This window comes from Streptomyces venezuelae (genome assembly GCF_008642315.1).
In the GTDB taxonomy this organism is placed as follows: domain Bacteria; phylum Actinomycetota; class Actinomycetes; order Streptomycetales; family Streptomycetaceae; genus Streptomyces; species Streptomyces venezuelae_D.
The window spans coordinates 2373540-2395157 of record NZ_CP029192.1; the positions used below are offsets into that span (position 1 = coordinate 2373540).

At 70.5% G+C, this 21618-nt stretch carries 18 protein-coding genes; 4 read left to right on the forward strand and 14 right to left on the reverse strand.

Translation table 11 applies throughout. The annotated features are described in order from the left end of the window. Positions 1 to 29: 29 nt before the first annotated feature. The 6 genes from DEJ48_RS09835 to DEJ48_RS09860 form a co-directional block, all read right to left on the reverse strand. Positions 30 to 1781, reverse strand: coding sequence for an ABC transporter ATP-binding protein (locus tag DEJ48_RS09835; protein WP_190537958.1), 1752 nt, complete (start codon positions 1779 to 1781; stop codon positions 30 to 32). A 142-nt stretch (positions 1782 to 1923) separates the two neighbouring features. Continuing rightward, positions 1924 to 2976 (reverse strand): iron-siderophore ABC transporter substrate-binding protein, encoded by a 1053-nt coding sequence (locus tag DEJ48_RS09840; RefSeq protein WP_150215789.1) that lies wholly within the window; start codon positions 2974 to 2976, stop codon positions 1924 to 1926. A 111-nt stretch (positions 2977 to 3087) separates the two neighbouring features. After that, on the reverse strand, positions 3088 to 3927 hold the full coding sequence (locus DEJ48_RS09845) for an ABC transporter ATP-binding protein (protein WP_150215790.1): 840 nt from the start codon (positions 3925 to 3927) through the stop codon (positions 3088 to 3090). Between the two features lie 58 nt (positions 3928 to 3985). Further along, on the reverse strand, positions 3986 to 5047 hold the full coding sequence (locus DEJ48_RS09850) for a FecCD family ABC transporter permease (RefSeq protein WP_150215791.1): 1062 nt from the start codon (positions 5045 to 5047) through the stop codon (positions 3986 to 3988). After that, a complete protein-coding gene (locus DEJ48_RS09855; RefSeq protein ID WP_150215792.1) occupies positions 5044 to 6102 on the reverse strand; it encodes a FecCD family ABC transporter permease in 1059 nt (352 codons plus the stop codon). Before DEJ48_RS09855 ends, DEJ48_RS09850 begins: the two co-directional genes overlap by 4 nt. Positions 6103 to 6176: 74 nt before the next feature. Continuing rightward, complete coding sequence (locus tag DEJ48_RS09860; protein WP_150215793.1) at positions 6177 to 7529, reverse strand: lysine N(6)-hydroxylase/L-ornithine N(5)-oxygenase family protein; 1353 nt, start codon at positions 7527 to 7529, stop codon at positions 6177 to 6179. Positions 7530 to 7834: 305 nt separating this feature from the next. On the opposite strand from DEJ48_RS09860, the gene DEJ48_RS09865 reads away from it, so the two are divergent. Beyond that, positions 7835 to 8782 (forward strand): methionyl-tRNA formyltransferase, encoded by a 948-nt coding sequence (locus DEJ48_RS09865; protein WP_150215794.1) that lies wholly within the window; start codon positions 7835 to 7837, stop codon positions 8780 to 8782. A gap of 105 nt (positions 8783 to 8887) precedes the next feature. On the opposite strand, the gene DEJ48_RS09870 is transcribed toward DEJ48_RS09865, so the two are convergent. Further along, complete coding sequence (locus tag DEJ48_RS09870) at positions 8888 to 11047, reverse strand: RecQ family ATP-dependent DNA helicase (protein ID WP_150215795.1); 2160 nt, start codon at positions 11045 to 11047, stop codon at positions 8888 to 8890. Positions 11048 to 11313: 266 nt separating this feature from the next. Here DEJ48_RS09870 and DEJ48_RS09875 point away from each other — a divergent pair, with 266 nt between their 5' ends. Continuing rightward, positions 11314 to 11973 carry a hypothetical protein gene (locus DEJ48_RS09875; RefSeq protein ID WP_150215796.1) on the forward strand — a complete coding sequence of 220 codons (660 nt, stop codon included), beginning with the start codon at positions 11314 to 11316 and terminating at the stop codon, positions 11971 to 11973. A gap of 166 nt (positions 11974 to 12139) precedes the next feature. Here DEJ48_RS09875 and DEJ48_RS09880 read toward each other — a convergent pair whose 3' ends face one another. From DEJ48_RS09880 to DEJ48_RS09890, 3 genes are all read right to left on the reverse strand, one after another. Beyond that, positions 12140 to 12781 carry a hypothetical protein gene (locus DEJ48_RS09880; RefSeq protein ID WP_150215797.1) on the reverse strand — a complete coding sequence of 214 codons (642 nt, stop codon included), beginning with the start codon at positions 12779 to 12781 and terminating at the stop codon, positions 12140 to 12142. 79 nt (positions 12782 to 12860) lie between these two features. Further along, positions 12861 to 13562, reverse strand: a complete 702-nt coding sequence (locus tag DEJ48_RS09885; RefSeq protein WP_150215798.1) for a ribonuclease HII — start codon at positions 13560 to 13562, stop codon at positions 12861 to 12863. A gap of 69 nt (positions 13563 to 13631) precedes the next feature. After that, the gene (locus DEJ48_RS09890; RefSeq protein ID WP_150215799.1) at positions 13632 to 14246 is read right to left on the reverse strand and encodes a TetR/AcrR family transcriptional regulator; all 615 of its coding nucleotides are present in this window, start codon (positions 14244 to 14246) and stop codon (positions 13632 to 13634) included. Between the two features lie 139 nt (positions 14247 to 14385). On the opposite strand from DEJ48_RS09890, the gene DEJ48_RS09895 reads away from it, so the two are divergent. Continuing rightward, positions 14386 to 15945: an MFS transporter gene (locus tag DEJ48_RS09895; RefSeq protein WP_150215800.1), complete on the forward strand. Its 1560-nt coding sequence runs from the start codon at positions 14386 to 14388 to the stop codon at positions 15943 to 15945. Positions 15946 to 16403: 458 nt separating this feature from the next. Here the strand turns inward: DEJ48_RS09895 and DEJ48_RS09900 are convergent, their stop codons facing one another. The 3 genes from DEJ48_RS09900 to abc-f all read right to left on the reverse strand — a co-directional run bounded on the left by DEJ48_RS09900 (position 16404) and on the right by abc-f (position 19959). Next, positions 16404 to 17312: an ADP-ribosylglycohydrolase family protein gene (locus tag DEJ48_RS09900; RefSeq protein ID WP_150215801.1), complete on the reverse strand. Its 909-nt coding sequence runs from the start codon at positions 17310 to 17312 to the stop codon at positions 16404 to 16406. Positions 17313 to 17654: 342 nt separating this feature from the next. Then, a complete protein-coding gene (locus DEJ48_RS09905) occupies positions 17655 to 18314 on the reverse strand; it encodes a histidine phosphatase family protein (RefSeq protein WP_150215802.1) in 660 nt (219 codons plus the stop codon). 34 nt (positions 18315 to 18348) lie between these two features. Beyond that, on the reverse strand, positions 18349 to 19959 hold the full coding sequence (abc-f, locus tag DEJ48_RS09910) for a ribosomal protection-like ABC-F family protein (RefSeq protein ID WP_150215803.1): 1611 nt from the start codon (positions 19957 to 19959) through the stop codon (positions 18349 to 18351). Between the two features lie 372 nt (positions 19960 to 20331). On the opposite strand from abc-f, the gene DEJ48_RS09915 reads away from it, so the two are divergent. Then, the gene (locus DEJ48_RS09915; RefSeq protein ID WP_150215804.1) at positions 20332 to 20958 is read left to right on the forward strand and encodes a TetR/AcrR family transcriptional regulator; all 627 of its coding nucleotides are present in this window, start codon (positions 20332 to 20334) and stop codon (positions 20956 to 20958) included. A 38-nt stretch (positions 20959 to 20996) separates the two neighbouring features. Here DEJ48_RS09915 and DEJ48_RS09920 read toward each other — a convergent pair whose 3' ends face one another. Beyond that, a complete protein-coding gene (locus tag DEJ48_RS09920) occupies positions 20997 to 21602 on the reverse strand; it encodes a YdbC family protein (RefSeq protein ID WP_150215805.1) in 606 nt (201 codons plus the stop codon). Between the last annotated feature and the right edge of the window lie 16 nt (positions 21603 to 21618).

Consider the following 21618-nt stretch of genomic DNA (forward strand, 5'->3'; position numbering starts at 1 on the left):
GCAGTTAGGCTAACCTAAATTAGGGTTGCCTAACTACCCTCTCGCCAGGCCCGCCACAGCCGCGCGTACCGACCGCCCAGAGCCACCAACTCGTCGTGGGTGCCCTGCTCCACCACACGCCCCGCGTCGAGCACGGCGATCCGGTCCGCGGCCATCGCCTGGGTGAGCCGGTGCGCCACGAACAACGTCGTACGACCCGCGCACGCGGCCAGCACGGCACGCTCCAGCTCGGCGGCGCCCTCGCTGCCCGCCTCCGCGGTCGACTCGTCGAGCACGACCACCGGGGCGCGGCCCAGCACGAGGCGGGCCAGCGCGATCTGCGCGATCTTGGTGACGTCCAGGCGTTCGCCGCCCTCGCCCACCGCCGTGTGCAGGCCCTCGGGCAGCGCCTCGACCCAGCCGTGGGCGCCCACCGTGCGCAGCGCGTCCATGAGTTCGGCGTCGGTCGCCTTCGGCGCCGCGAGCCGCAGGTCGTCGGCGAGCGGACCGGAGAAGACGTACGTCTCCTGCGTCAGGATGCTCACCAGGGCCCGCGCCCCGGCCTCGTCGAGGCCGCCCAGGTCGTGCGCGCCGATGCGCACCGAACCCGTCTGCGGCGTCCCGATGCCCGCGATCAGCGCGGCCAGCGTCGACTTGCCCGCGCCCGTCGCCCCCACCAGCGCCAGCGAACCGCCGGCCGGGATCGTCAGGTCGACATCCCTGAGCACCGGTTCGTCGGTCCCGGGATAGGTGAACGTCAGCCCCTCCACCGTCACCTGATGCGGCACGGCGTCGGCCGCGGCGACGGACGTGTCACCCACGAGCCGTTCCTCCGCGGACTCCCCGAGCACCCCGACCAGACGGGTCAGGCTGGCGCCCGACTTCTGCGCCTCGTCGAAGGTGAACATGATGGCGCCGAGCGGCGTGAACAGGCGGTGGAACATCAGCGGGGCCGCCGACACCTCGCCCAGACTGGCGGCGTCGGCCTCCAACAGGGCATATCCCACCACGAGGATGAGGACGAGCCCGATGAACTCGGCGCGGTTCTCCCGGCCCACGAACCGGCCGAAGAACCGGAAGACGTCGATCCCGAGATTGCGCACCCGCCAGGACTCCGCGGTGACCTTCTCCCGGACATCGTCCTCCAGGCGGTACGCGCGTACGGTGTCGATCCCGTTGAGACCGCTGATCAACGCCTGGGCGCGGTCGGCCTGGGCCACCCGCTGCTTGCGGTAGAGCGGTGCGGAGCGCGGCAGGTACCAGCGCAGGGCCAGCGCGTACGCGGGAAGCGCGGCGGCGCCCGCGAGGCCGAGCCGCCAGTCGAGGCCGAACATGCCGACCGTGGCGATGAAGACGAGCACGCCCGCCGAGAACACCGTGGGGATGGCCGTGCGGATGCCCTTGGAGAGCACGGCCACGTCGTCGCCGACCCGGGAGAGGACGTCTCCGCGGCCGACCTGTTCGATCCGCGCGCTCGGCATGCCGAGCACCGCGCGGACGGCGCCCTCGCGCAGCCGCGCGAGCAGATCCGCGCCGAGGCGTCCGATCAGATAGGTCGAGGCCGCGGTGGCCACCGCGCCGAGCAGCGCGGCGGCCCCCATGAGGACCCCGATCGTGACGAGGACCGAGCGCCCGTCCCCCTCGACCACTCCGTCGACCACCCGGCCGAGGAGCAGCACCGGCAGCACCTGGAGCGCCGCCCCGGCCACCGTGGTGAACACGGTGGCCGTCGTGAGCCACGGGACTTCGCGGCAGTGGGCCGAGACCCACCGGGTGGCCTCGCGTCCGGACGCGGTGCGCAGCGTCGCCGGGGCGGCGGGCGCCCCGGCGGCGGGGGCTTCGGTCGCGGACGTTTCGGCCGCGGGTGTTTCTGCGGTGGGTGTTTCGGCTGTGCTCACACGAAGACCAAGTCGAGCCGGGGACGGGGCAGGTGGAACGGCATTGCTACTCGACCGACTTGACGAGTTCGTCGATCGCGTACGGGAGGGACAGGACGGTGCCCTGCGACATGGCGGCGCCGACCGCCGGGCCCTCGCTGTCGAGCAGGTAGGACACGTTGCCCTTCTTCACCGCGTCGAGGTTGGCGAAGAGCTTGAACTTCATCAGCGCCGCGGTGTCGGCCTTGTCGTTGATGACGACGATGCGGTCGACGTCGACCAGGTCCGTGCGCTCGGGCGAGAGTTCGGTGGAGAACTTGCCGCCGGCGATCTTGTCGATCTTCGTCTGGTACGAGAAGCCCATGCCGGTCAGGAGCCGCCCGCGCACGTCCTTCGAGGTGAACGGGTTGATGGAGTCCTTGTACCAGGACAGGGCGACGGAGGTCTGGTTCGCGAACTTCGGGTGCGACTTCTTGGCCTCGGCGAGCTTGTCCTCGATGCCCTCGACGAGCTTCTTGCCCTCGTCCTCCTTGCCGAGCGCCTTGGCGATGTGCACCGCGTTGTCCTGCCAGGGGGCGCTGAAGAGCTCCTTCTCGCCCTTGGTGCGGCCCACCGTGGGGGCGATCTGCGAGAGCTTGTCGTAGGCGGCCTTGTCGATCTCGGAGTACACCGCGATGATCAGGTCCGGGCGCAGGGCGGCGATCTTCTCGTAGTTGGGGCCGGAGTCGCCGTTCTTCATGATGACGTCGGGCTTGGTGTCGCCCCACTTGTCCTTCACCCAGGGCCACTGGGTGTTGATGTCGGGGGACTTGCCCTCCGGGTTCGGGTACTGGTCGACCATGCCGACGGGCTTGGTGCCGAGGGCCAGGGCGGTCTGGTCGTCGGTGTAGCCGACGGTGACGACGCGCTTGGGGGCCTTGGTGACCTTGGTGGACCCGAACGCGTGCTCCACGGTGACCGGGAACGTACCGCCGGTGGCGGCGGCCGGGGCGCTGTCGTCCGCCTTGTCGTCCGAGTCGGAACCGCAGCCCGCGAGGAGGCCGACACCGAGCGCCGTGGCGGTCAGTACGGCCGCCAGCCGCCGGGGCTTCTTCGTGAGCGTCGTTCGGTGGAGGAGCATCCGGATTCCCTTGCTGTCGCGCTGACCGCTGCACCCCGGTCTCAGGGCAGCCAAACCTTATCCTGCGGAGATGAGGTTAGCCTAGCCTTACCAGACTGTTCCGCGGCGGGGTCAGTCGAGTTGAACGTGCGTACGGCCGATCGGCACGATCAGCGGGCGGTCGCCCACCGGGTCGTCCACGACCCTGGCGCGCAGCCCGAACGCCTCCTGCAGCAGCTCCGCGGTGATCACCTCGCGCGGGTGCCCCTGCGCGAGGATCGCACCCGCCTTCATCACGACGAGGTGGTCGCTGTAGCGCGTGGCCAGATTGAGATCGTGCAGCACCATGACCACGGTCCGGCCCGACTCGTGCAGATCGTCGACCAGGTCGAGCACGTCGATCGCGTGCGCCAGGTCCAGGTACGTGGTGGGCTCGTCGAGGAGCAGCAGGTCGGTGCCCTGGGCCAGGGTCATGGAGATCCAGACGCGCTGGCGCTGGCCGCCGGAGAGCGAGTCGACGGGGCGGTCCGCCAGGTCGGAGACGCCGGTCATGGCCAGCGCGCGCTCCACGACACCGGCGTCGTCCGAGGACCACTGGCGCAGCCAACTCTGGTGCGGATGGCGCCCCCTGGCGACCAGATCGGCCACCGTCAGGCCCTCCGGCGCGACGGGCGTCTGCGGCAGCAGCCCCAGCTTCTTCGCGACGTCACGGGTCTTGAGCTTGACGATGTCCTGACCGTCCAGCACGACCGAGCCGCTGGCCGGCTTCAACAGCCGCGTCAGGGTGCGCAGCAGTGTCGATTTGCCGCACCCGTTGGGGCCGATGATCGTCGTGATCACCCCGGGCGGGATGGACACGTCGAGGTCGTCGATGACGGTACGGCTGCCGTATCCGACCGAGACGCCCCTGGCGGAAAGCCGCGCGGCGTCCTGGACCGCCGGCTCGATCTCGGTGATGTACTGAGCGACCACAAGCCCCCCTAATATTAGGTTTGCCTCACCTTTGTACCAGCTAATCGAGCCGAGCCTGCTATTTGAGGTTCGCCCGCACCAACAGGTAGACGAGGAAGGGGCCCCCGATCGCGGCGGTGACCACGCCGACGGGGAGGTTGTTCGGCAGCACCGCTCGCGCGACGAGGTCGGCGCCGATCAGGAGCAGCGCCCCGAACAGACCGGACGCGATCAGCGGCGGTGTCGGACGGCGCGTCAGACGCATCGCCACCTGGGGCGCCACCAGCGCGACGAACGGAACGGGCCCCGCCGAGCTCACGGCCACGGCCGCCAGCAGCACCGCGCACAGCAGCAGCACCGCACGGACCCGCCCGAAACGGACACCGAGCCCCGCCGCGATGTCGTCGCCGAGGTGCAGCGGCTTGAACTGGAACGCGGCCGCGGCCACGACGACCAGCAGGCCGAGCGAGCACCACAGCGCCACCCACACCTGGTCCCACGACCGGTTCTCCAGCGACCCGACCAACCACGCCTGGGCGCGGGCCACATCCCTGATGTCGGCCGAGACGAGGAGCCAGGTCGTGATGGCCTGCGTCACGGCGCTCACCGAGATCCCGATGAGGATGAGCCGGAAGCCGTCGACCCCGCGCCGCCACGCGAGGAAGTACACGAGCAGACCCGTGCAGAGCCCGCCGGCCAGGGCCGCGGCCGAGAGGCCGATGGAGTCGACGACCGCCGCGGCGGCCCCGCCCGACACCGTCACCGAGAACACCGCGACCGCGCTCGCACCGCCGGTGATGCCCAGGATGTCGGGGCTGGCCAGCGGGTTGCGCGCGACCGACTGCGTGATCGCGCCGGAGACGCCCAGCGCGATCCCCACCACGAGCCCGGCCAGGGCGCGCGGCATCCGCAGATCCATGATCACGAACTCGTCGACCTGCTCACCGCGGCCGACGAGCGTGGCCATCACGCGGGAGAGGCCGATCGGGAAGTCGCCGATGCTGATGGACAAGCAGAACACCAGGAAGGTCGCCGCCGCGAGCACCAGCGTGACGAGGACGAGCCAGGGCCGCCAGACGAACGACAGCGGGCCGAGCCGCACGCCCGGCGTCAGTGCGGGCTTCACATCTGTCTCGCTCATGCGTTCTTGAACTTTCCTCGCCAGACCAGGACCGCGAAGAACGGTGCCCCGAGCAGAGCCACGACGACACCGGCCTCCAACTCGCCGGGCCGCACCACCAGTCGGCCCACGATGTCGCAGACCAGCAGGACGACCGCGCCGAGCAGTCCCGCGTACGGCACCAGCCAGCGGTAGTCCGGTCCTGTGAGGTAGCGGGCCACGTGCGCCACCATCAGACCGAGGAACGCGATGGGGCCGCAGGCCGCCGTCGCCGCGCCCGCGAGCAGGGTGATGGCGAGGATGCCGACGGTCCTGCTGACCGCGATGTTCACGCCGAGCCCCCGGGCCACGTCCTCGCCCAGGTTGAGCAGGTTGAGGGCGGGCAGCGTGATCAGGGCGAGGACGAGACCGACCGCGATGAACGCGGTCACCGGCCAGATCACGTCGAAGTCGACGCCCGCGACGGAGCCCGCGTTCCAGAACCGCAGGGCGTTCAGCGACTGCGTGTCCGAGAGGGAGACGGCCGTGGTCATCGCCGCGAGGAAGACCGTGATGCCCTGCCCGGCGAGGGCGAGCGTCAGCGGATTGCCGGCCCCGCGCCCGATGCTCGCGAGGCCGAACACGACGACACCGGAGACGGCCGCTCCCAGGAAGCCGAACCACACGTACTGGAACGGGTTGGAGAAGCCGAACACGGCGACCACCGTCACCACGGCGAACGACGCGCCCGCGTTCACGCCCAACAGGCCCGTGTCCGCGATGGGGTTGCGGGTGTACCCCTGGATCAGCGCGCCGCCGACACCGAGCGCGATGCCCGCCACGACGGCGAGCACCGTCCGCGGCACGCGCACGGTCTGCACGATCAGCCGGATCTCCGTGAGCCGCTGGTCGGACTCGGGTCCGGCGAACAGCCCGTGCCACACCTCGGCCGGGGTCAGTGCGCGCGCCCCGACGGCCAGCGACACCGCCGCCGCGATCACCAGGACCGCGGCGAGGATGCCCAGACCCACGACCCGCCGTCGACGGGACTCCGTTGCGCCCCTCGGCACGGGGCGCTCCACTGCAGTCGTGCTCATGTCGACGTACGTTATCCCTTTGATCCGTTGTCCTTTTGATCGGATCGTGCCGTACGGCGGGTGGGGCCCGCGTCCTATCGCGCGGCGCTGCCCGTCTCGCCGGCGACCGGGCGGGCCTCCGCGGAGGCGGCGCCGCGCTCGCGCACCGAGTCCAGGATCTCGCCGACCCGGATCGCGATGTTGGACAGCAGCGACGACGTGATGCCGTGCGTGTGCTCCGTACCGCCCTGGAGGTAGATGCCGCACCGCAGGTCGTCGTCGGTCGCCACGCGGTAGTCGCGCTCGACGCGGACGCGGCCCTCGTCGTCGCGCAGGCAGCGGTCGGCGACCTCGCCGAGGAGGCCGACGGGGTCGGCAGGGCTGTAGCCGGTGGCGAAGACCACGACGTCGGCGTCGAGGGGGTTCTCCTCGCCGGTGACGAGGGACTTCACGGTGGCGCGGACGCCGTCCTCCGTCTCCTTGACGCCGGTGAGGCGCGAGATGTTGAGGAAGCGGAGGCGCTCGGTGCCGAGGACCTTCTCCCGGTACATCTGCCGGTACAGGTCGTCGATCAGGTCGATGTCCACCACGGAGTAGTTGGTGTTGCCGTGGTACCCCATCAGCCGCTGCTTGACGTCCTCGGGAGCGTCGAAGTACTCGTCGACGGCGTCCGGGTCGAAGATCCGGTTGGCGAAGGAGCTGTCGTCCGCGGGGCTGTAGCCGTAGCGCGAGAAGACGGCGCAGATCTCGGCCTCGGGGAAGCGGCGGTGCAGGTACGCGACGTTCTCGGCGGCGCTCTGGCCGGCGCCCACGACGACGAAGCGGGAGGGCGAAGTCCCCTCCAGGCCGTCGACCTTGGCGAGCAGCTCGGAATTGTGCCAGACGCGGTCCCCGCGCTCGATGCCCTCGGGCATGAGCGGGCGCAGGCCGGTGCCTATGACGAGGTTGCGTGCGCGGTGGACGGCGAGGCCCTCCGCCGACCGGACGGTGACGTCCAGGTACTCGACCACTCCGTCCCGTACGAACGGCGTGACACCGACGACCTCGTGGCCGTAGGAGACCTGGTCGTCGACCTTGGCCGCGGCCCACTCCAGGTAGTCGTGGAACTCCACCCGCAGCGGGAAGAGGTTCTTGTGGTTGATGAAGTCGGTCAGGCGGCCCTTGCTCTTCAGGTAGCAGAGGAAGCTGAACTCACTGGTGGGGTTCCGCTGTGTCACCAGGTCCTTGAGGAAGGACACCTGCATGGTCGCGTCGTCGATCAGCATGCCGCGGTGCCAGCCGAAGCTCGACTGCTGCTCGAAGAAGTGAGCGGTGACCGTCTCCTCCCTGCCGACGCTCGCGTTGTGCTCGCTGAGCGCGATCGCCATCGCCACGTTGGACGGGCCGAAGCCGATGCCAATGAGGTCGTGGACCAGTGGTGCGTCGTCGCCAGGAAGAACCTGTGACATGTCACTCCCATCGTGCGGGGAAGCCGCCTGTCAGGCGTGGGGGAAGGTACGGCAAGTGGGCACGCCGACGGGCGACCCACTCGAACTTAGGTGAGCCTAAGCTAATCCGTGACGACTGTCGACCGGGCGAAACGGACATGGGGGCATATCGGACGGGCCGTCGGCCCGTCAACTGGGGCGCGGAGTGGACGCGTTACGTGATGCCGGGCGAACGCACCGCACGGTACCGAGGGGGCGCATTGCGCAGTAAGGTAAGCCTTGCTTTACTTATCGTCAGTCATTCCCTGCCCTGAGGAGGAACCCCCATGCGGGTCGTCATGTTCGGTTACCAGACCTGGGGGCACCGCACCCTGCAAGCCCTCCTGGACTCCGAGCACGACGTGGTGCTGGTGGTGACTCACCCCAAGAGCGAGCACGCGTACGAGAAGATCTGGAGCGACTCCGTCGCCGACCTCGCCGAGGAGCACGGCGTTCCGGTCCTGATCCGCAACCGCCCTGACGACGACGAGCTGTTCGAGCGCCTCAAGGAGGCGGACGCGGACATCATCGTCGCCAACAACTGGCGCACCTGGATCCCCCCGCGCATCTTCGGTCTCCCGCGCCACGGCACGCTGAACGTCCACGACTCACTGCTGCCGAAGTACGCCGGCTTCTCCCCGATCATCTGGGCGATGATCAACGGAGAGCCCGAAGTGGGCGTCACCGCGCACATGATGGACGACGAACTCGACGCCGGCGACATCGTCCGGCAGGAGGCGGTCGCGGTCGGCCCGAAGGACACCGCCACCGACCTCTTCCACAAGACCGTCGACCTCATCGCCCCGGTGACCATCGGCGCGCTCGACCTCATCGCCGGCGGGCAGACCGAGTTCACCAAGCAGGACCGCTCCCAGGCGAGCTTCTTCCACAAGCGGTCCGCCGAGGACATCCGCATCGACTGGACCTGGCCCGCCGAGGACCTGGAGCGCCTGGTGCGCGCCCAGTCCGCGCCGTACCCGAGCGCCTACGCCTTCCACAAGGGCAAGCGTCTCGAGATCGTCTCCGCGGTGGTGTCCGAGAACCGCTACGGCGGCACGCCCGGCCGCATCTTCTACCGCGAGGGCGAGGGCGTGGTGATCGTCGCCGGAGCCGACGCGCGCTTTGGGCGCAACCACGGTCTGGCCATCACGCGCGTACGGACCGAGGACGGCCAGGAGCTGCCCGCGACGGAGTACTTCACCTCCATGGGCGGGTACCTGACGAGCCGTCCGTGAGCTGAGGCCTCAGGTCCCGTGCCACCCCCCTCCCGGCACGGGGCCTGAACCCGGTCCAGGGCCTGTGCCGGGCGACGCGGGGCAGGCGGGATAACGGCGCAGGCCCTAGCCCGCCGCCGCGAGCACCAGGGGCAGCACCTCCCCGCTGCCCGCCCTGCGCAGGAGGCGTGCGGCGACGGCCAGGGTCCAGCCCGAGTCGGTGTAATCGTCGACGAGGAGGACCGGGCCCGGCGAGGCGGCGAGCGCGGCAGCCAGCTCCTCGGGGACCGTGAACGCGTCCGACAACGCCCGCAGCCGCTGGGCGGAGTTGCTGCGGCGCGCCGTGTGCGCGCCGCCGGGACCCTCATACGCCAGCGTCCCCAGGAAGGGGAGGCGGCCGACGGACGCGATCCCCTGCGCGAGCGAGCCGACGAGCTGCGGGCGGGAGAGCGACGGCACGGCCACGACGCCCACCGGCCGAGCGGCGGCATCCGCGGCACCGGTCGCCCATCCCCCGCCGGAGCGCGCCCAGTCGGCGAGGACCGAGACCGCCGCCTTGAGCACGTCGTCGGGGACAGGGCCGTCCGGCGCGTTCTCGGCCAGCAGCGGGCGCAGCCGGTTGCCCCAGCCGATGTCCGACAGCCGGCCGAGCGCGCGCCCCGTGGAGCACTGCTCCTTGGCCGGAATGCGTCCCTTGAGCTCGACGCCCAGCGCGGCCATGCCCGTCGGCCACATCCGGCGAGGCTCGACCTCGACGCCCGGCCGGTCCAGCTCCTTCGCCGCGCCCGACAGGGCGTCCTCGGAGACGGACGCATCGGTCCAGGCGCCCGCGCAGTTGTCACACCTGCCGCACGGAGCCGCGCCCTCGTCGTCCAGCTGCCGGCGCAGGAACTCCATGCGGCACAGGTCCGTGCTCACGTAGTCCCGCATGGCCTGCTGCTCGGCCTGCCGCTGCCTGGCCACCCACGCGTACCGCTCGGCGTCGTAGACCCACGGCTCGCCGGTGGAGATCCAGCCGCCCTTGACCCGCTTGACCGCCCCGTCCACGTCGAGGACCTTGAGCATCGTCTCCAGCCGGGTGCGGCGGAGTTCCACCACGGCCTCCAGGGCCGGCACGGACAACGGCCGCCCCGCGTCGGCGAGCGCGGCGAGGGTCTGGCGGACCTGCGCCTCGGGCGGGAACGCCGTATCCGCGAAGTAGCGCCAGATGGCTTCGTCCTCCTTGCCCGGCAGCAGCAGCACATCGGCGTGCTCGACGCCTCGTCCGGCGCGGCCCACCTGCTGGTAGTACGCGATCGGCGAGGACGGCGAACCGAGGTGCACCACGAAACCCAGGTCCGGCTTGTCGAAGCCCATGCCGAGCGCCGAGGTCGCGACCAGCGCCTTGACCCGGTTCTCCTGGAGGTCGGTCTCGGCCTGGAGCCGGTCGGCGTTCTCCGTGCGTCCCGTGTACGACGCCACCTTGAAGCCGCGCTGCCGCAGGAAGGCCGTGGCCTCCTCGGCGGCGGCGACGGTCAGTGCGTAGATGATCCCGGAGCCCTGCAGTTCTTCCAGGTGCTCGGCGAGCCAGGCGAGCCGGTGGGCGGCGTCCGGCAGTTGGACGACCCCGAGGCGCAGACTCTCGCGCTCCAGTGCGCCGCGCAGCACCAGGGCCTCACCCGCGCCGGTGCCGAGCTGCTCGGCCACGTCCGCCGTCACGCGCGCGTTCGCCGTCGCGGTCGTGGCCAGAACGGGCACGCCGGCCGAGAGCTCGGCCAGCATCGCCCGCAGCCTGCGGTAGTCGGGCCGGAAGTCGTGGCCCCAGTCGGAGATGCAGTGCGCCTCGTCCACCACCAGCAGACCGGTGGTGGCCGCGAGCTTGGGCAGCACCTGGTCGCGGAAGTCCACCGAGTTGAGGCGCTCCGGGCTGACGAGGAGGACGTCGGTCTCGCCGCGCTCGACCTCTCCGTAGATCGTGTCCCACTCCTCGGGGTTGGCCGAGTTGATGGTGCGTGCCTGGATGCCGGCGCGTGCCGCGGACTCGACCTGGTTGCGCATCAGGGCGAGGAGCGGGGAGATGATCACGGTGGGGCCCGCGCCGCGGCGGCGCAGCAGGGCCGTTGCCACGAAGTACACCGCCGACTTGCCCCAGCCGGTGCGCTGCACCACGAGGGCGCGGCGACGCTCCTGCACCAGGGCCTGGACCGCCTGCCACTGGTCCTCGCGCAGCCGGGCCGAGCCCCCGGGGTCGCCGACGAGCTCGGCGAGGATGGCGTCGGCTTCGGTGCGGAGCTCCAGGGTGTCCATGCCTCCATGCAACCCGATGCCACTGACAATCGCCGAATCCGCCACGGGTCCCGCAGGACTCGAAGGCGGATCTTCTGGGCAGGTATATAGGCAGCGCACCGGCCGATAACGGCATGTGATGCCGATTGTTCATTGCCGCCGACGGCCGCGACGGTGAGAATTGGAACCGCTCCCCGCGCGGCCCCCTGGTCCGGTAGGGCTGTGCCGTGGTGCGCTCCCCCGATCCGACCCCGCCCTCGTACGGGCGCGTAGCCGAAGGGAGGACCGTGACCTTCGGATTCGCCTCGTCCGGCGCGGCATCCACGCCGGGCTCACCCGCGTCGGCATCGACGTCGCCCGAGTTCGCCCGCGACTCCGCCGACTCCGCCCACCGACTGGCGCGGATGCTGGAACCCTCCGAGTGGTCGGCGGCGGGGATCCCCCTGCTGCGCAACCCGCGCGAGGTCGTCAGCGGCCTGCACGCGCGCCATCTGCCGACCCCGGCGACGGCAGTCGTGGCCGTGCTCGATCCCGACGAACGGCTGCGGGCGAGCGCCTCGTTCAGCCGGCGCGCGACAGTGACGGACGGCTGGGTCTTCCGCAACGCGCTGCTCACCCAGTTGCGCCGGGTCATCCCGCACGACCTGCGTCGCCGCACTCCGGTACGGACCGCCGTGCTGCTCTACTGCCGCGAAGGGGACGCCCGTTGGACCCAGGAGGACGGTGCCTGGATGTGGGGTCTGCGCGACGCCTGCACGCTGCACGGTCTGCGCTGCGGCGCGTACATCACGCTGACCTCGGACGGCTGGCAGGTGCTGGGCGAGGGACGCGGCGGCCGGCAGCCGAGCACCGGCTCACGGCCCGAGCCCTTCACCGGCACCGACCCATCGGCGATACGCACCGGAGGGGCCGCCTCCGATGTGCTGCGCCGCGCGGCGGCACGCTGACACACGGTGCGTCGCCGAAGGCCCGCACCGCGCGTCACGGCACACGTCGACCATGACACCGTGCTCCCGCGCGGTCGGCGCCTGACGGCACCACCGCACGGTCCACAACGACTCCACGCCCGCTACGACCCCGCGTCGGCCATGCCTTCGGCCGACGGACGTCGTCTCAGACGCCCGCGCCCAGCATCGAGTTGATGCGCTGCGGATCACCGCAGACGATCAGCAGGGTGCCGGCTCGGGTGAGGGCCGTCGGCAGGGCCGCGACCGCGGTCTCCTCGCCGCCGTTGAGGGCGACGACGACCACGGGCCGGGACTTGGCACGATCCAGGGCGGCGGCGTCGGCGTAGAAGACGTCGTCGCCCGCGTCGTGCTGGGCCCAGTAGGAGGCCTCACCGAAGGACAGCTCGTGCGCGGCCCACGGGTGCGGGTCACCGGTGCTGATCACCAGGACCTCGCCGGGGGCACGCCCGGAGTCGAGAAGGAGGTCGACCGCTTCCTCGGCCGCGTCCAGCGCGCCCTCGGCCGAGGCCGGGATCAGCTGGATCTGCGGCACCGATGCCGGGGCACCGGAAGCGGCGGGACCGGGGGCAGCCGGGGCGGCAGGCCCGGGCTTGGCTGCCGCGTCACGCGGCGTGCGCTGCGCGGGCGGCATCGGCCGGGCAGGACCCGGACGGCCGGGGCACGGCGGGGCCGCGGGACGCGGTCCGGGTACGGGGCGGGGGGTCGGCGCGGTACGGCCACTGGCCGGCGTGGCGCGGGGACCCTGGGCACTCTCGTGAATCTGAGGCTCCTCGGGAATGAGAGGCATGAAGTGTTGTCTATCAAACGCCGATGCGACTCGCGTCGGCGGGTGGCACATGAGTGCGACGGGAAGGACCGGAAAAGCGTCAGAACTCAAAGCCGAGCTGACCCTCGATTTCCGGAACATTTCCGTCCGCCCAGCTGCGGGCCTTCTTGAGGTGCCGCCACTGGGGCAACGCATCAAGATACGCCCACGTGAGCCGGTGGTACGGGGTGGGCCCCCGCTCCGCCAGCGCGGCCTTGTGCACCGGCGACGGATAGCCGGCGTTGGCCGCAAAACCGAAGTCTGCATGTTCGATGCCCAGTTCGGCCATCATTTTGTCGCGCTGAACTTTCGCGATCACCGAAGCCGCGGCGACGGCCACACAGGATTGGTCGCCCTTGATCACCGTACGAACCCGCCAGGGATTGCCGAGGTAGTCGTGCTTTCCGTCGAGGATGACCGCGTCCGGACGGACCGGCAGCCCCTCCAGAGCACGCACCGCGGCGAGCCGCAGAGCGGCCGTCATCCCCATGTCGTCGATCTCCTCGTGCGAGGCATGACCGAGGGCGTGCGCCGTGACCCAGCCCGACAGCTCCTCGGCGAGCGCGGTGCGCCGCTTGGGAGTGATCAGCTTGGAGTCGGTGAGCCCTTCCGGCGGCCTGCGCAGGCCCGTGACCGCCGCACAGACGGTGACCGGTCCCGCCCACGCGCCGCGCCCGACCTCGTCGACACCGGCGACGATCTTCGCTCCGGTGGTGGCGCGCAAGGAGCGCTCGACGGTGTGGGTGGGTGGTTCGTACGGCATGGCGGCAATAGCCTACGCCGCCGGGACCCGCCCGCGACACCCAGGCCCGCCCCTCGGCTCTCCGGACCCTCAGGGGCGCAGCATGGGAACCATCACCTGATCGATCAAGGCCTCGAATTCCTCGTCGTCCCATTCACTGCCGCACACCTTCGAGCGGTACATCAGCATCGCCGGAATGACATCGCAGACGTACGCGTCCAGTCCCCCGGAACGCACCTCTCCACGCTCGATTCCGCGGCGTACGACCTCCTTGATCAACTGGACGCTCGGCTCGATGACGCCCTGGAAGATCACGTCATGGAAGCGCTCGGCGGCCGCCGTGTCGCATTCGTGAAGCACCGCGCGCAGGGCGGAGCCGGTGCGCGAGAACATCGACACCCGCATCTCCTTGCACAGCTGCAACAGGTCCTCGCGGACGCTGCCGCAGTCCGGCGGGCTGTCGAGCCGGGGCAGCCCGGCCCGCAACGCGTCGACGACGAGGTCCTCCTTGGACGGCCACCGGCGGTACACCGCGGCCTTGCCCGTCTGCGCGCCCGCCGCCACGCCCTCCATCGTCAGCCCGCTCCAGCCGACCGTGCTGAGCTGCTCCAGGGCGGCGTCCAGGATCGCCCGCTCCAGGACGGGCCCCCGGCGGCGCGGTGTCGCCGTCCGTGCGGAAACCGCGGACCAACGGGAAGTAGCCATCAATTTCTCTCCATAGAGCACACAAGGGAGGCAGAGAACAGAAGAAGGGTCAGTGAACGGTTGCGTTCACTCAAGAGGTGTCACTACCGTCGTGGTTGACAGTGAACGGAACCGTTCACTAAGGAACTTGTGGGGGATCATGACGACCACCTCTCAGCTGACGAAGAATCAAAAGCCCGGTACCGCCCGCCGAGAGGGGCACCCCGGCTTAGCACTCACTGTCATCGCGGCCTGCCAACTCATGGTGGTACTGGACGCCACGATTGTGAATATCGCGCTCCCCCACATCCAGGGAGCCCTCAACTTCTCGACGACCGACCTCACTTGGGTCGTCAGCGCATACACCCTCACCTTCGGTGGACTGCTGCTCCTCGGCGGCCGCGCGGGTGACATCCTGGGACGCCGCCGCGTGTTCATGGCAGGCATCCTTCTTTTCACTTTCGCCTCGCTCCTCGGCGGATTCGCGCAGGAGCCCTGGCAGTTGCTCGCCGCCCGCGCCCTGCAGGGCGTCGGAGGCGCCATCGCCTCGCCCACCTCGCTGGCGCTGATCACGACAACCTTCCCCGAAGGCCCCGAGCGGAACCGCGCCTTCGGCGTCTTCGCCGCCGTCTCCGCAGGTGGCGGCGCCATCGGCCTCCTGGCGGGCGGCATGCTCACCGAGTGGCTCAACTGGCGCTGGGTCCTGTTCGTGAACGTGCCCATCGGCATCCTGATCGCCGTCCTCACCCCGCTCTACATCAATGAATCCGAACGCCACCCCGGCCGCTTCGACATCCTGGGCGCCCTGACCTCGACGCTCGGCATGGCCTCCCTGGTCTACGGATTCATCCGCGCCTCCGAAGAGGGCTGGCGCGACAGCGTCACCGTCGGTTCGTTCGCCGCCGCGGTCGTCCTGCTCATGGCCTTCGTGTTCATCGAGAAGCGGGCCAAGGAGCCGATCACACCCCTCCGCATGTTCGCCGACCGCAACCGGTCCGGCACCTATGTGATCATGCTCAGCCTGGCCGCCGCGATGTTCGGCATGTTCTTCTTCATCGTTCTCTTCGTCCAGAACATCCTGAACTACACCCCGATCGAGGCCGGCCTGGCCTTCCTGCCGGTCACGGTGGTCATCGCGATCGGCGCCGGTCTGTCGCAGAAATTCCTCCCCGTCCTCGGTCCCAAGCCGTTCATGGTGACCGGCTCGGCCATCGTCGCCGTCGGCCTCGGCTGGCAGGCCCTGATCGGCCCCGACAGCTCGTACGTCGGCGGCGTACTCGGGCCCATGCTCCTCTTCGGCTTCGGCATGGGCCTGAACTTCGTGACCCTGACCCTGACCGCCGTCTCCGGAGTCGCCCTCCACGAGGCCGGCGCGGCATCCGGCCTCCTCAACGCCACCCAGCAGGTCGGCGGCTCGCTCGGCCTCTCCATCCTCACCACGGTCTTCGGCACGGCGAGCCGCAACGAGGCCGAGGACCAGGTCGCCGACTTCATGGCCCACGCCTCCCCGGAACAGAAGGCCGAGTTCGCCAAGACCCACGAACTCCCGGCCCCCTGGAGCCACGAGATCCTGGCCGAGGGCATCTCCACCGCCTTCATCCCGGCCGCCGCCATGGCCGTCCTCGCGCTGATCACCGCGGCACTGGTGATCCGCGTCCGCAAGAGCGACCTCGACGCCCTGGCCGGCACGGCGGGCGCGGCGGGCCCTGCGGGCGGCTGACGCGACCAGCCTGGCGGGCCCTGCGGGCGGCTGACGAGGCCAGCCTTCTGCGGCTGGTGGACGGCACCCTGCGGGGGCGGGTGCGCGTGTGGCGGCGGGCGCGGGTGCAGGCGCGGGTGCCCCGGGGGGGCGATGCACGTGCGCGGGTGCCGGGGGCGACGCACGTGCGGGTGCGGGTGCCGGGGGGCGATTGGCGTGGCGGACTGGGGCGCCACGCCAATCGGCACCCGTGCAGCTCCTGGCACGAGCGGGGGCGCTGGCACCAGGGGCCGCAAGCCATGGTGCGCCTGCCGCCATGGTGCGCCTACCGCGGGCCACGGACGGCGAGTCACGGTGCATGGGTCAGGACAACGAGCCACGGTGGATGGGCCCGGACGGCGAGCCACGGTACGTGGGCCACACGGACCGGCGCCCGGGCTGCGCCCACCGCCCGCCGTGGGCCTGCCCCGAGCGAAGGGTCACCCCACCGCGTCGAGAACCCAGTCCGGCAGCGCCTCCGTCCGCTCCAGCCACTCTCCTGGCGGCGTGCCCTCCTCCGCGGAGGCGACGACACCACCGACGATGGCGCACGTCGTGTCCATGTCTCCGCCGACCCGGGCCGTGTCCCAGATCGCCCGCTCGTACGCCCCAAGCCCACGAGCAGCCGACCACAACGCGAACGGCACCGTGTCGTGGGCCGTCGTCCGCCGACCGCACCCGAGAACCGCCGCCACGGTCCCGGCATCGCCGTAGTCGAGCATGTCCCGCGCCCTCCGCAGCCCCGCCCCCACCGCACTGCGCGGCACCAGGTCGATCACGCCGTCGAGCAGCTCCTTCGGCGCGGGCGGCCCCGTCGGAGCGGCCACCAGCGCCGCGGCGGCGGCCACCGCCATCGCCCCGACGACGGCCTCACGGTGCTGATGCGTCGGATACGCCGAGATCTCCGCCTGGTGCGTCGCCTGCTCCGGGTCGTCCGCGTACCAAGCGCCGAGCGGGGCGATCCGCATGGCCGCGCCGTTGCCCCAGGACCCCTGCCCCTTGAAGAGCGCGGAGGCCAGCTCCCGCCAGTCCCCGCCTTCGCGGACCTGCCGCAGCAGCCGGTTCACGGCGGGCCCGTAGCCACGGTCGAAGTCATGGTGCTCCGCGAACGACAGGGCGAGAGCGTCCTGGTCGATGCGTCGGTGCTTGGCGAGGATGGCCAGTACCGAGCAGGCCATCTCGGTGTCGTCGGTCCACTGCCAGGGCGCGTCCGGCAGCTCGCGGCGCTTGAGCAGGGGGTAATGCGCGGGGACGAAGAACTGTGAGCCCAGCGCGTCCCCCACCGCCAGTCCGCGCAGGCTGGCCAGAGCGCGCTCGAGGCGCCGGTCGGGAGAGGAATCAGCGGTCATCGCCCTGCCACTCTAATTCGTTGCCAACGGATCCAGCACCACTCAATCGGTTCCTCCGAGCCCGCCGGAACCGCCGGCCGGTGATATCCCGGTCACAGCTCCGGCCCCGGAGAGCCCTCACGACCTCCGAAGTCGCCTAGGGCCTGTGTCGGGAGTCCCGTCGTCCGCCCGGAGGGCGGGCCCCGCGGCGTCCGGCGCGTGCGATCGCAAGGCGCAGGGTCGCCCCGATACTGGTCGTACCGGGACGACCCTCCAACGCCGCTGGGGGTCCCCCCGCGCCCTTCAGGCGTGGGGGAGTGCGTGCCGGGCGCCGCGGGGCAGGCGGGACTTCCGACACAGGCCCTAGCCCGTGACGCCGTACGACTCGGGCTCACGCCAGCGTTCGAACGGCCGGTCCAACGTGTACTTGCCGTCGTCGCCGAGCACCAGCACCCTCATCTCCCCGTTGCCCGGGTTGGACAGCGACTCGAACTCGGCCACCGACCAGTGGAACCACCGCATGCAGAACAGCCGCATGGTGAGCCCGTGCGTGACCAGCAGGACGTTCGGCGGATGGTCCGGTGCTTCGAAGCTCCGGTAGAGGCTCTCCAGGAAGGCCCCCACCCTGTCGTAGACGTCAGCCCCCGACTCTCCTTGTGCGAAGCGGTAGAAGAAGTGCCCGTACGCGTCGCGGTACGCCTTCTGCAGCCGCACATCGTCCCTGTCCTGCCAGTTGCCCCAGTCCTGCTCCCGCAGCCTCGGCTCCTCCCGTACACGCACCAGCTCCGGGTCGAGCCGGAACGCCTGGAAGGTTTCGTGGGTGCGGCGGTACGGCGACACGTACACGCTCACGCGCTCGCGGCCGAGCAGTTCCCGCAGGTGTTTCCCCGTGTCTTCCGCCTGCGACCACCCCGTTTCGGTGAGCTCGAGAGCGTGATCGGGTTCGCGCTCGTACACGGTGTCGTCGGCGTTGCCTGCCGACTCGCCGTGCCTGACCAGGATGATGCGCCGCGGGCGTGCCATACGGAAACCCTAGATCGGGTCCCGGGTGAGCTGCTCAGTCGGGTAGCCGCCCGGACTCCATCCGGCGTATTCGGCCCGTGAAGCGCCGACGGAGCAATCGGTCGTGCGAGACGACGACCAGCGCTCCTGTCCACTGCTCCAGCGCCGCCTCCAGTTCTTCGACCAGACCCAGTGCGAGGTGGTTCGCCGGCTCGTCCAGCAACAGGAGATCGGCGGGTCTGGCCAGCAGGCGTGCGAGGGCCAGCCTCCGTCGCTGCCCGGCGGACAGTGAGCCAACCTGGACGTGCAGGTCACGTGGTCTGAACAGGCCGTAGGAGAGGAGCAGCTCCCGCTCCTCGTCGTCGGTCAGCCCGAGTCCCTTGCCGAAGGCTTCGAGGACGCGCTCGGTCGGGCGCCGTACCGATATCTCCTGCGCGAGATAGGCGATCCGCCCTCTGCGGACGACCGTGCCTTGGTCGGGTTGCAGCACCCCTGCCATGATGCGCAGCAGCGTGGACTTGCCGGCACCGTTGCCTCCGTGGATCAGCAGCCGATCGCCTGCCGAGACGGTGAGCGACTCCACGGCGAGCCGCTCTCCCACCGTCACATCGCGCAGGCTCACCAGCTCACCTTGCGTCGCACCTGCCAGCGGGCGTGCCGTGAAGCTGAGCGGTTCTGGCGGGCGCTGCACCGGCTGGTCCCGCAGCCTTCGCAGTCTTTCCTGAGCGTTCCTGACCCGCCCCGCGACCGAGGCCTGGACCCGTCCGCCGGCTCGGTCGTACGCCATCTTGTTGTTGTCCTTCATTCCCCGGCCACCGGCCACCGCATGGGCAGTGGTCGCCATGAACTCCTGAAGACGACTCGTCTCCTCGCACCACTCCGCGTACTGCTGCTCCCAGCGCTGGCGGGCCGCGGCCCGTTCCGCGACCAGTCCTTGGTAGCCACCGCCGTGTCGCACCACCGACCGACGGTCGGCGTCCACTTCGAGGATCGCGGTGGTCACGCGCTCCAGGAACATACGGTCGTGCGAGACCGCGACGACCGTCCCGCGGTGCGCGGAGAGGGCAGTCTCCAGCCAGTCCAGTGCACTCTCGTCCAGATGATTGGTCGGTTCGTCCAGGAACATCACCTCGGGTGCGGCCGCGATGAGGCAGGCCAGGCCGAGGCGGGCCTGTTCGCCGCCGGACAGGCTGCCCAGCACCCTGTCCCGGCCGATGTGACCGAGCCCCAGACCGTGCATCGCCTTGTCCACGCGCGCGTCCGCCTCATATCCCCCGCGCAACTCGAAGGCGGTGAGCAGGTCCCCGTACTCACCCAGGTCACGCTCGCTCGCTGAACCGAGCTCCGCCTCGCGTTCCCGCAATCGGCGCTCCATCGAACGGAGTTCGCCCAGGGCGGCGTCGATGGCATCGCCGACGTGCCGGTCCGCGGGAAGCTGAGGAGTCTGCGCGAGCAGGCCGGCCCCTCGTTCGGCGACAGTGACCACCTCGCCCTCGTCGGGCCGCAGGTCACCGGACATCAGGTGCAGCAGCGTGGACTTGCCCGCACCGTTCTCCCCCACAACGCCTATGCGTTCGCCCGGCCTGATCGCGAGAGACACCGCGTCGAGGATCAGCCGATCCCCACGGGCCTTGGTCACACCGTGCAGAGAAATCTGAGTAGGCACAGGAACCCCCGGTTTCCATCCACCCAAGCAAACGCAACGCCTGTCGCATTACGATGAGTGTGGCAGACTGGCGCAGCTAACGCAACCCGAGTAGCGATAAATATCCGGGCGATACGGCGGGGAAGGGACGGGTCGATGAAGGACGAGACTGTTATTGCTGTTCAGGGCGGTGGAACACCGAGCGCGGGGGGACACGGCTCGGGGGAAGGCGGCTCAGACGGACGCGGCGCGGACGGACGCCGCTCGGGCGGACGACGAGACTCGGACGGTCCGAAGCAAACCGATCCAGCCGATCGGACCGAAAAGGCCGGGACGGAAACCGTCCCGGCCGCTTCGTCACCCCCGGCCGACCTGGCGGACTTCGCGGACCAGGTGGCCCCGGCCACCCCGTCCACCCCGGCCGCCCCAGGCACCCGTCGCCCCGGCGGCCGAACGGCCCGAACCCGCGCAGCCGTCCGCGACGCCGTACTGAGCGGCCTGGCCGACCACGGGTATCCCGGACTCACCGTCGAATACATCGCCGACCACTCGGGAGTCCACAAGACCACGCTGTACCGCCGCTGGGGCGGCCTCGAAGGCATGGTCGCCGACGCCCTGGAAATGGCGGGCGAGGACACCTGGACTCCGCCGGACACCGGCAGTCTCGAGGGCGATCTGCGGGAACTCGCCCGCGAAGTGGTCGAATCCTTCTCCGACGACGCGGCCGCGGCGGCCCCCACCGCCTTCGTCGCGGCGGCCTTCCAGTCCGCCCGGGCGGCCGATGCCCTCCACGCCTTCTACGCCGAGCGCTTCGGACGCTGCGAGGCGGTCGTCGAACGTGCCGTGGAACGCGGCGAGGCATCCCCGGACACCGACGCGGCAGCGCTCGTCCGTGCCGTCTCCGCTCCGCTGCTGCTCCGCGTCTTCATCACGCGGGAACCGGTCGACGCGGCACTCGCGGATCAGGCGGCGGCAGCGGCCATCGCCGCGACTCGCGACGGGGCGTTCGCTCGGCGCTGAGGCCCCAGCGGGACTGCCCCACCCGGATCAGGAAGGGGTCAAACCGTCCAGGACGGTTCCAACTCCACGATGTCCCCTGCGAGCGCGGCGACGTCGGCATCCGTCTGCGCTCGCAGCGAGAGGCGCTCCACCCGCTCGGCGCGGTATTTGCCGTGCTCGGCCGCCGACAACCACATGGAAAGCACCAGGAATTCGTACCCGGGCGCCTCGCCGAAGAGACCGCGCACCATGCCGGGCGAGCCGGCCATAGCGGGGTTCCAGACCTTCTCCTGCATCAGCGCGAAATGCTCCACCCGCGCCTCACGGACCCGGCAGTGCGCGACGCGCACCACATCCACGTCGGTGAAGCGCGGCTCGAACCCGGTCTTCACGTCGAAACGGTGGTCGAAGAGTTTGGCGCGGTGGTCCTTGTAGGTGCCGGACTGCCCGGCGGCCAGCCGATCGTGGGAGCGGGCCATGAACGAGTCGTAGAAGGCTCGGCTCTCCCAGAACGTGAAGACATGAGCGACACCCTGCCGCCCCCGACTCCACCCCCCACCCTGTCCCCGGAACCCCGGCTCCCCCAAGAGCCCCGCCCACTTCCGCTGTCCTCGTTCGAACCCCCGACGATCGACCACGGAGCAGCGAATCCACTTGACCAGCACCGCGCCATCGTACGGC

Coding starts and splice junctions, on each gene's coding strand:
- DEJ48_RS09865 (WP_150215794.1), top strand. CDS start 7,835: ATGCGGGTCGTCATGTTCGGTTACCAGACCTGGGGGCACCGCACCCTG.
- DEJ48_RS09870 (WP_150215795.1), bottom strand. CDS start 11,047: ATGGACACCCTGGAGCTCCGCACCGAAGCCGACGCCATCCTCGCCGAG.
- DEJ48_RS09850 (WP_150215791.1), bottom strand. CDS start 5,047: ATGAGCGAGACAGATGTGAAGCCCGCACTGACGCCGGGCGTGCGGCTC.
- DEJ48_RS09900 (WP_150215801.1), bottom strand. CDS start 17,312: ATGACCGCTGATTCCTCTCCCGACCGGCGCCTCGAGCGCGCTCTGGCC.
- DEJ48_RS09905 (WP_150215802.1), bottom strand. CDS start 18,314: ATGGCACGCCCGCGGCGCATCATCCTGGTCAGGCACGGCGAGTCGGCA.
- DEJ48_RS09855 (WP_150215792.1), bottom strand. CDS start 6,102: ATGAGCACGACTGCAGTGGAGCGCCCCGTGCCGAGGGGCGCAACGGAG.
- DEJ48_RS09890 (WP_150215799.1), bottom strand. CDS start 14,246: ATGGCTACTTCCCGTTGGTCCGCGGTTTCCGCACGGACGGCGACACCG.
- DEJ48_RS09860 (WP_150215793.1), bottom strand. CDS start 7,529: ATGTCACAGGTTCTTCCTGGCGACGACGCACCACTGGTCCACGACCTC.
- DEJ48_RS09895 (WP_150215800.1), top strand. CDS start 14,386: ATGACGACCACCTCTCAGCTGACGAAGAATCAAAAGCCCGGTACCGCC.
- DEJ48_RS09840 (WP_150215789.1), bottom strand. CDS start 2,976: ATGCTCCTCCACCGAACGACGCTCACGAAGAAGCCCCGGCGGCTGGCG.
- DEJ48_RS09880 (WP_150215797.1), bottom strand. CDS start 12,781: ATGCCTCTCATTCCCGAGGAGCCTCAGATTCACGAGAGTGCCCAGGGT.
- DEJ48_RS09885 (WP_150215798.1), bottom strand. CDS start 13,562: ATGCCGTACGAACCACCCACCCACACCGTCGAGCGCTCCTTGCGCGCC.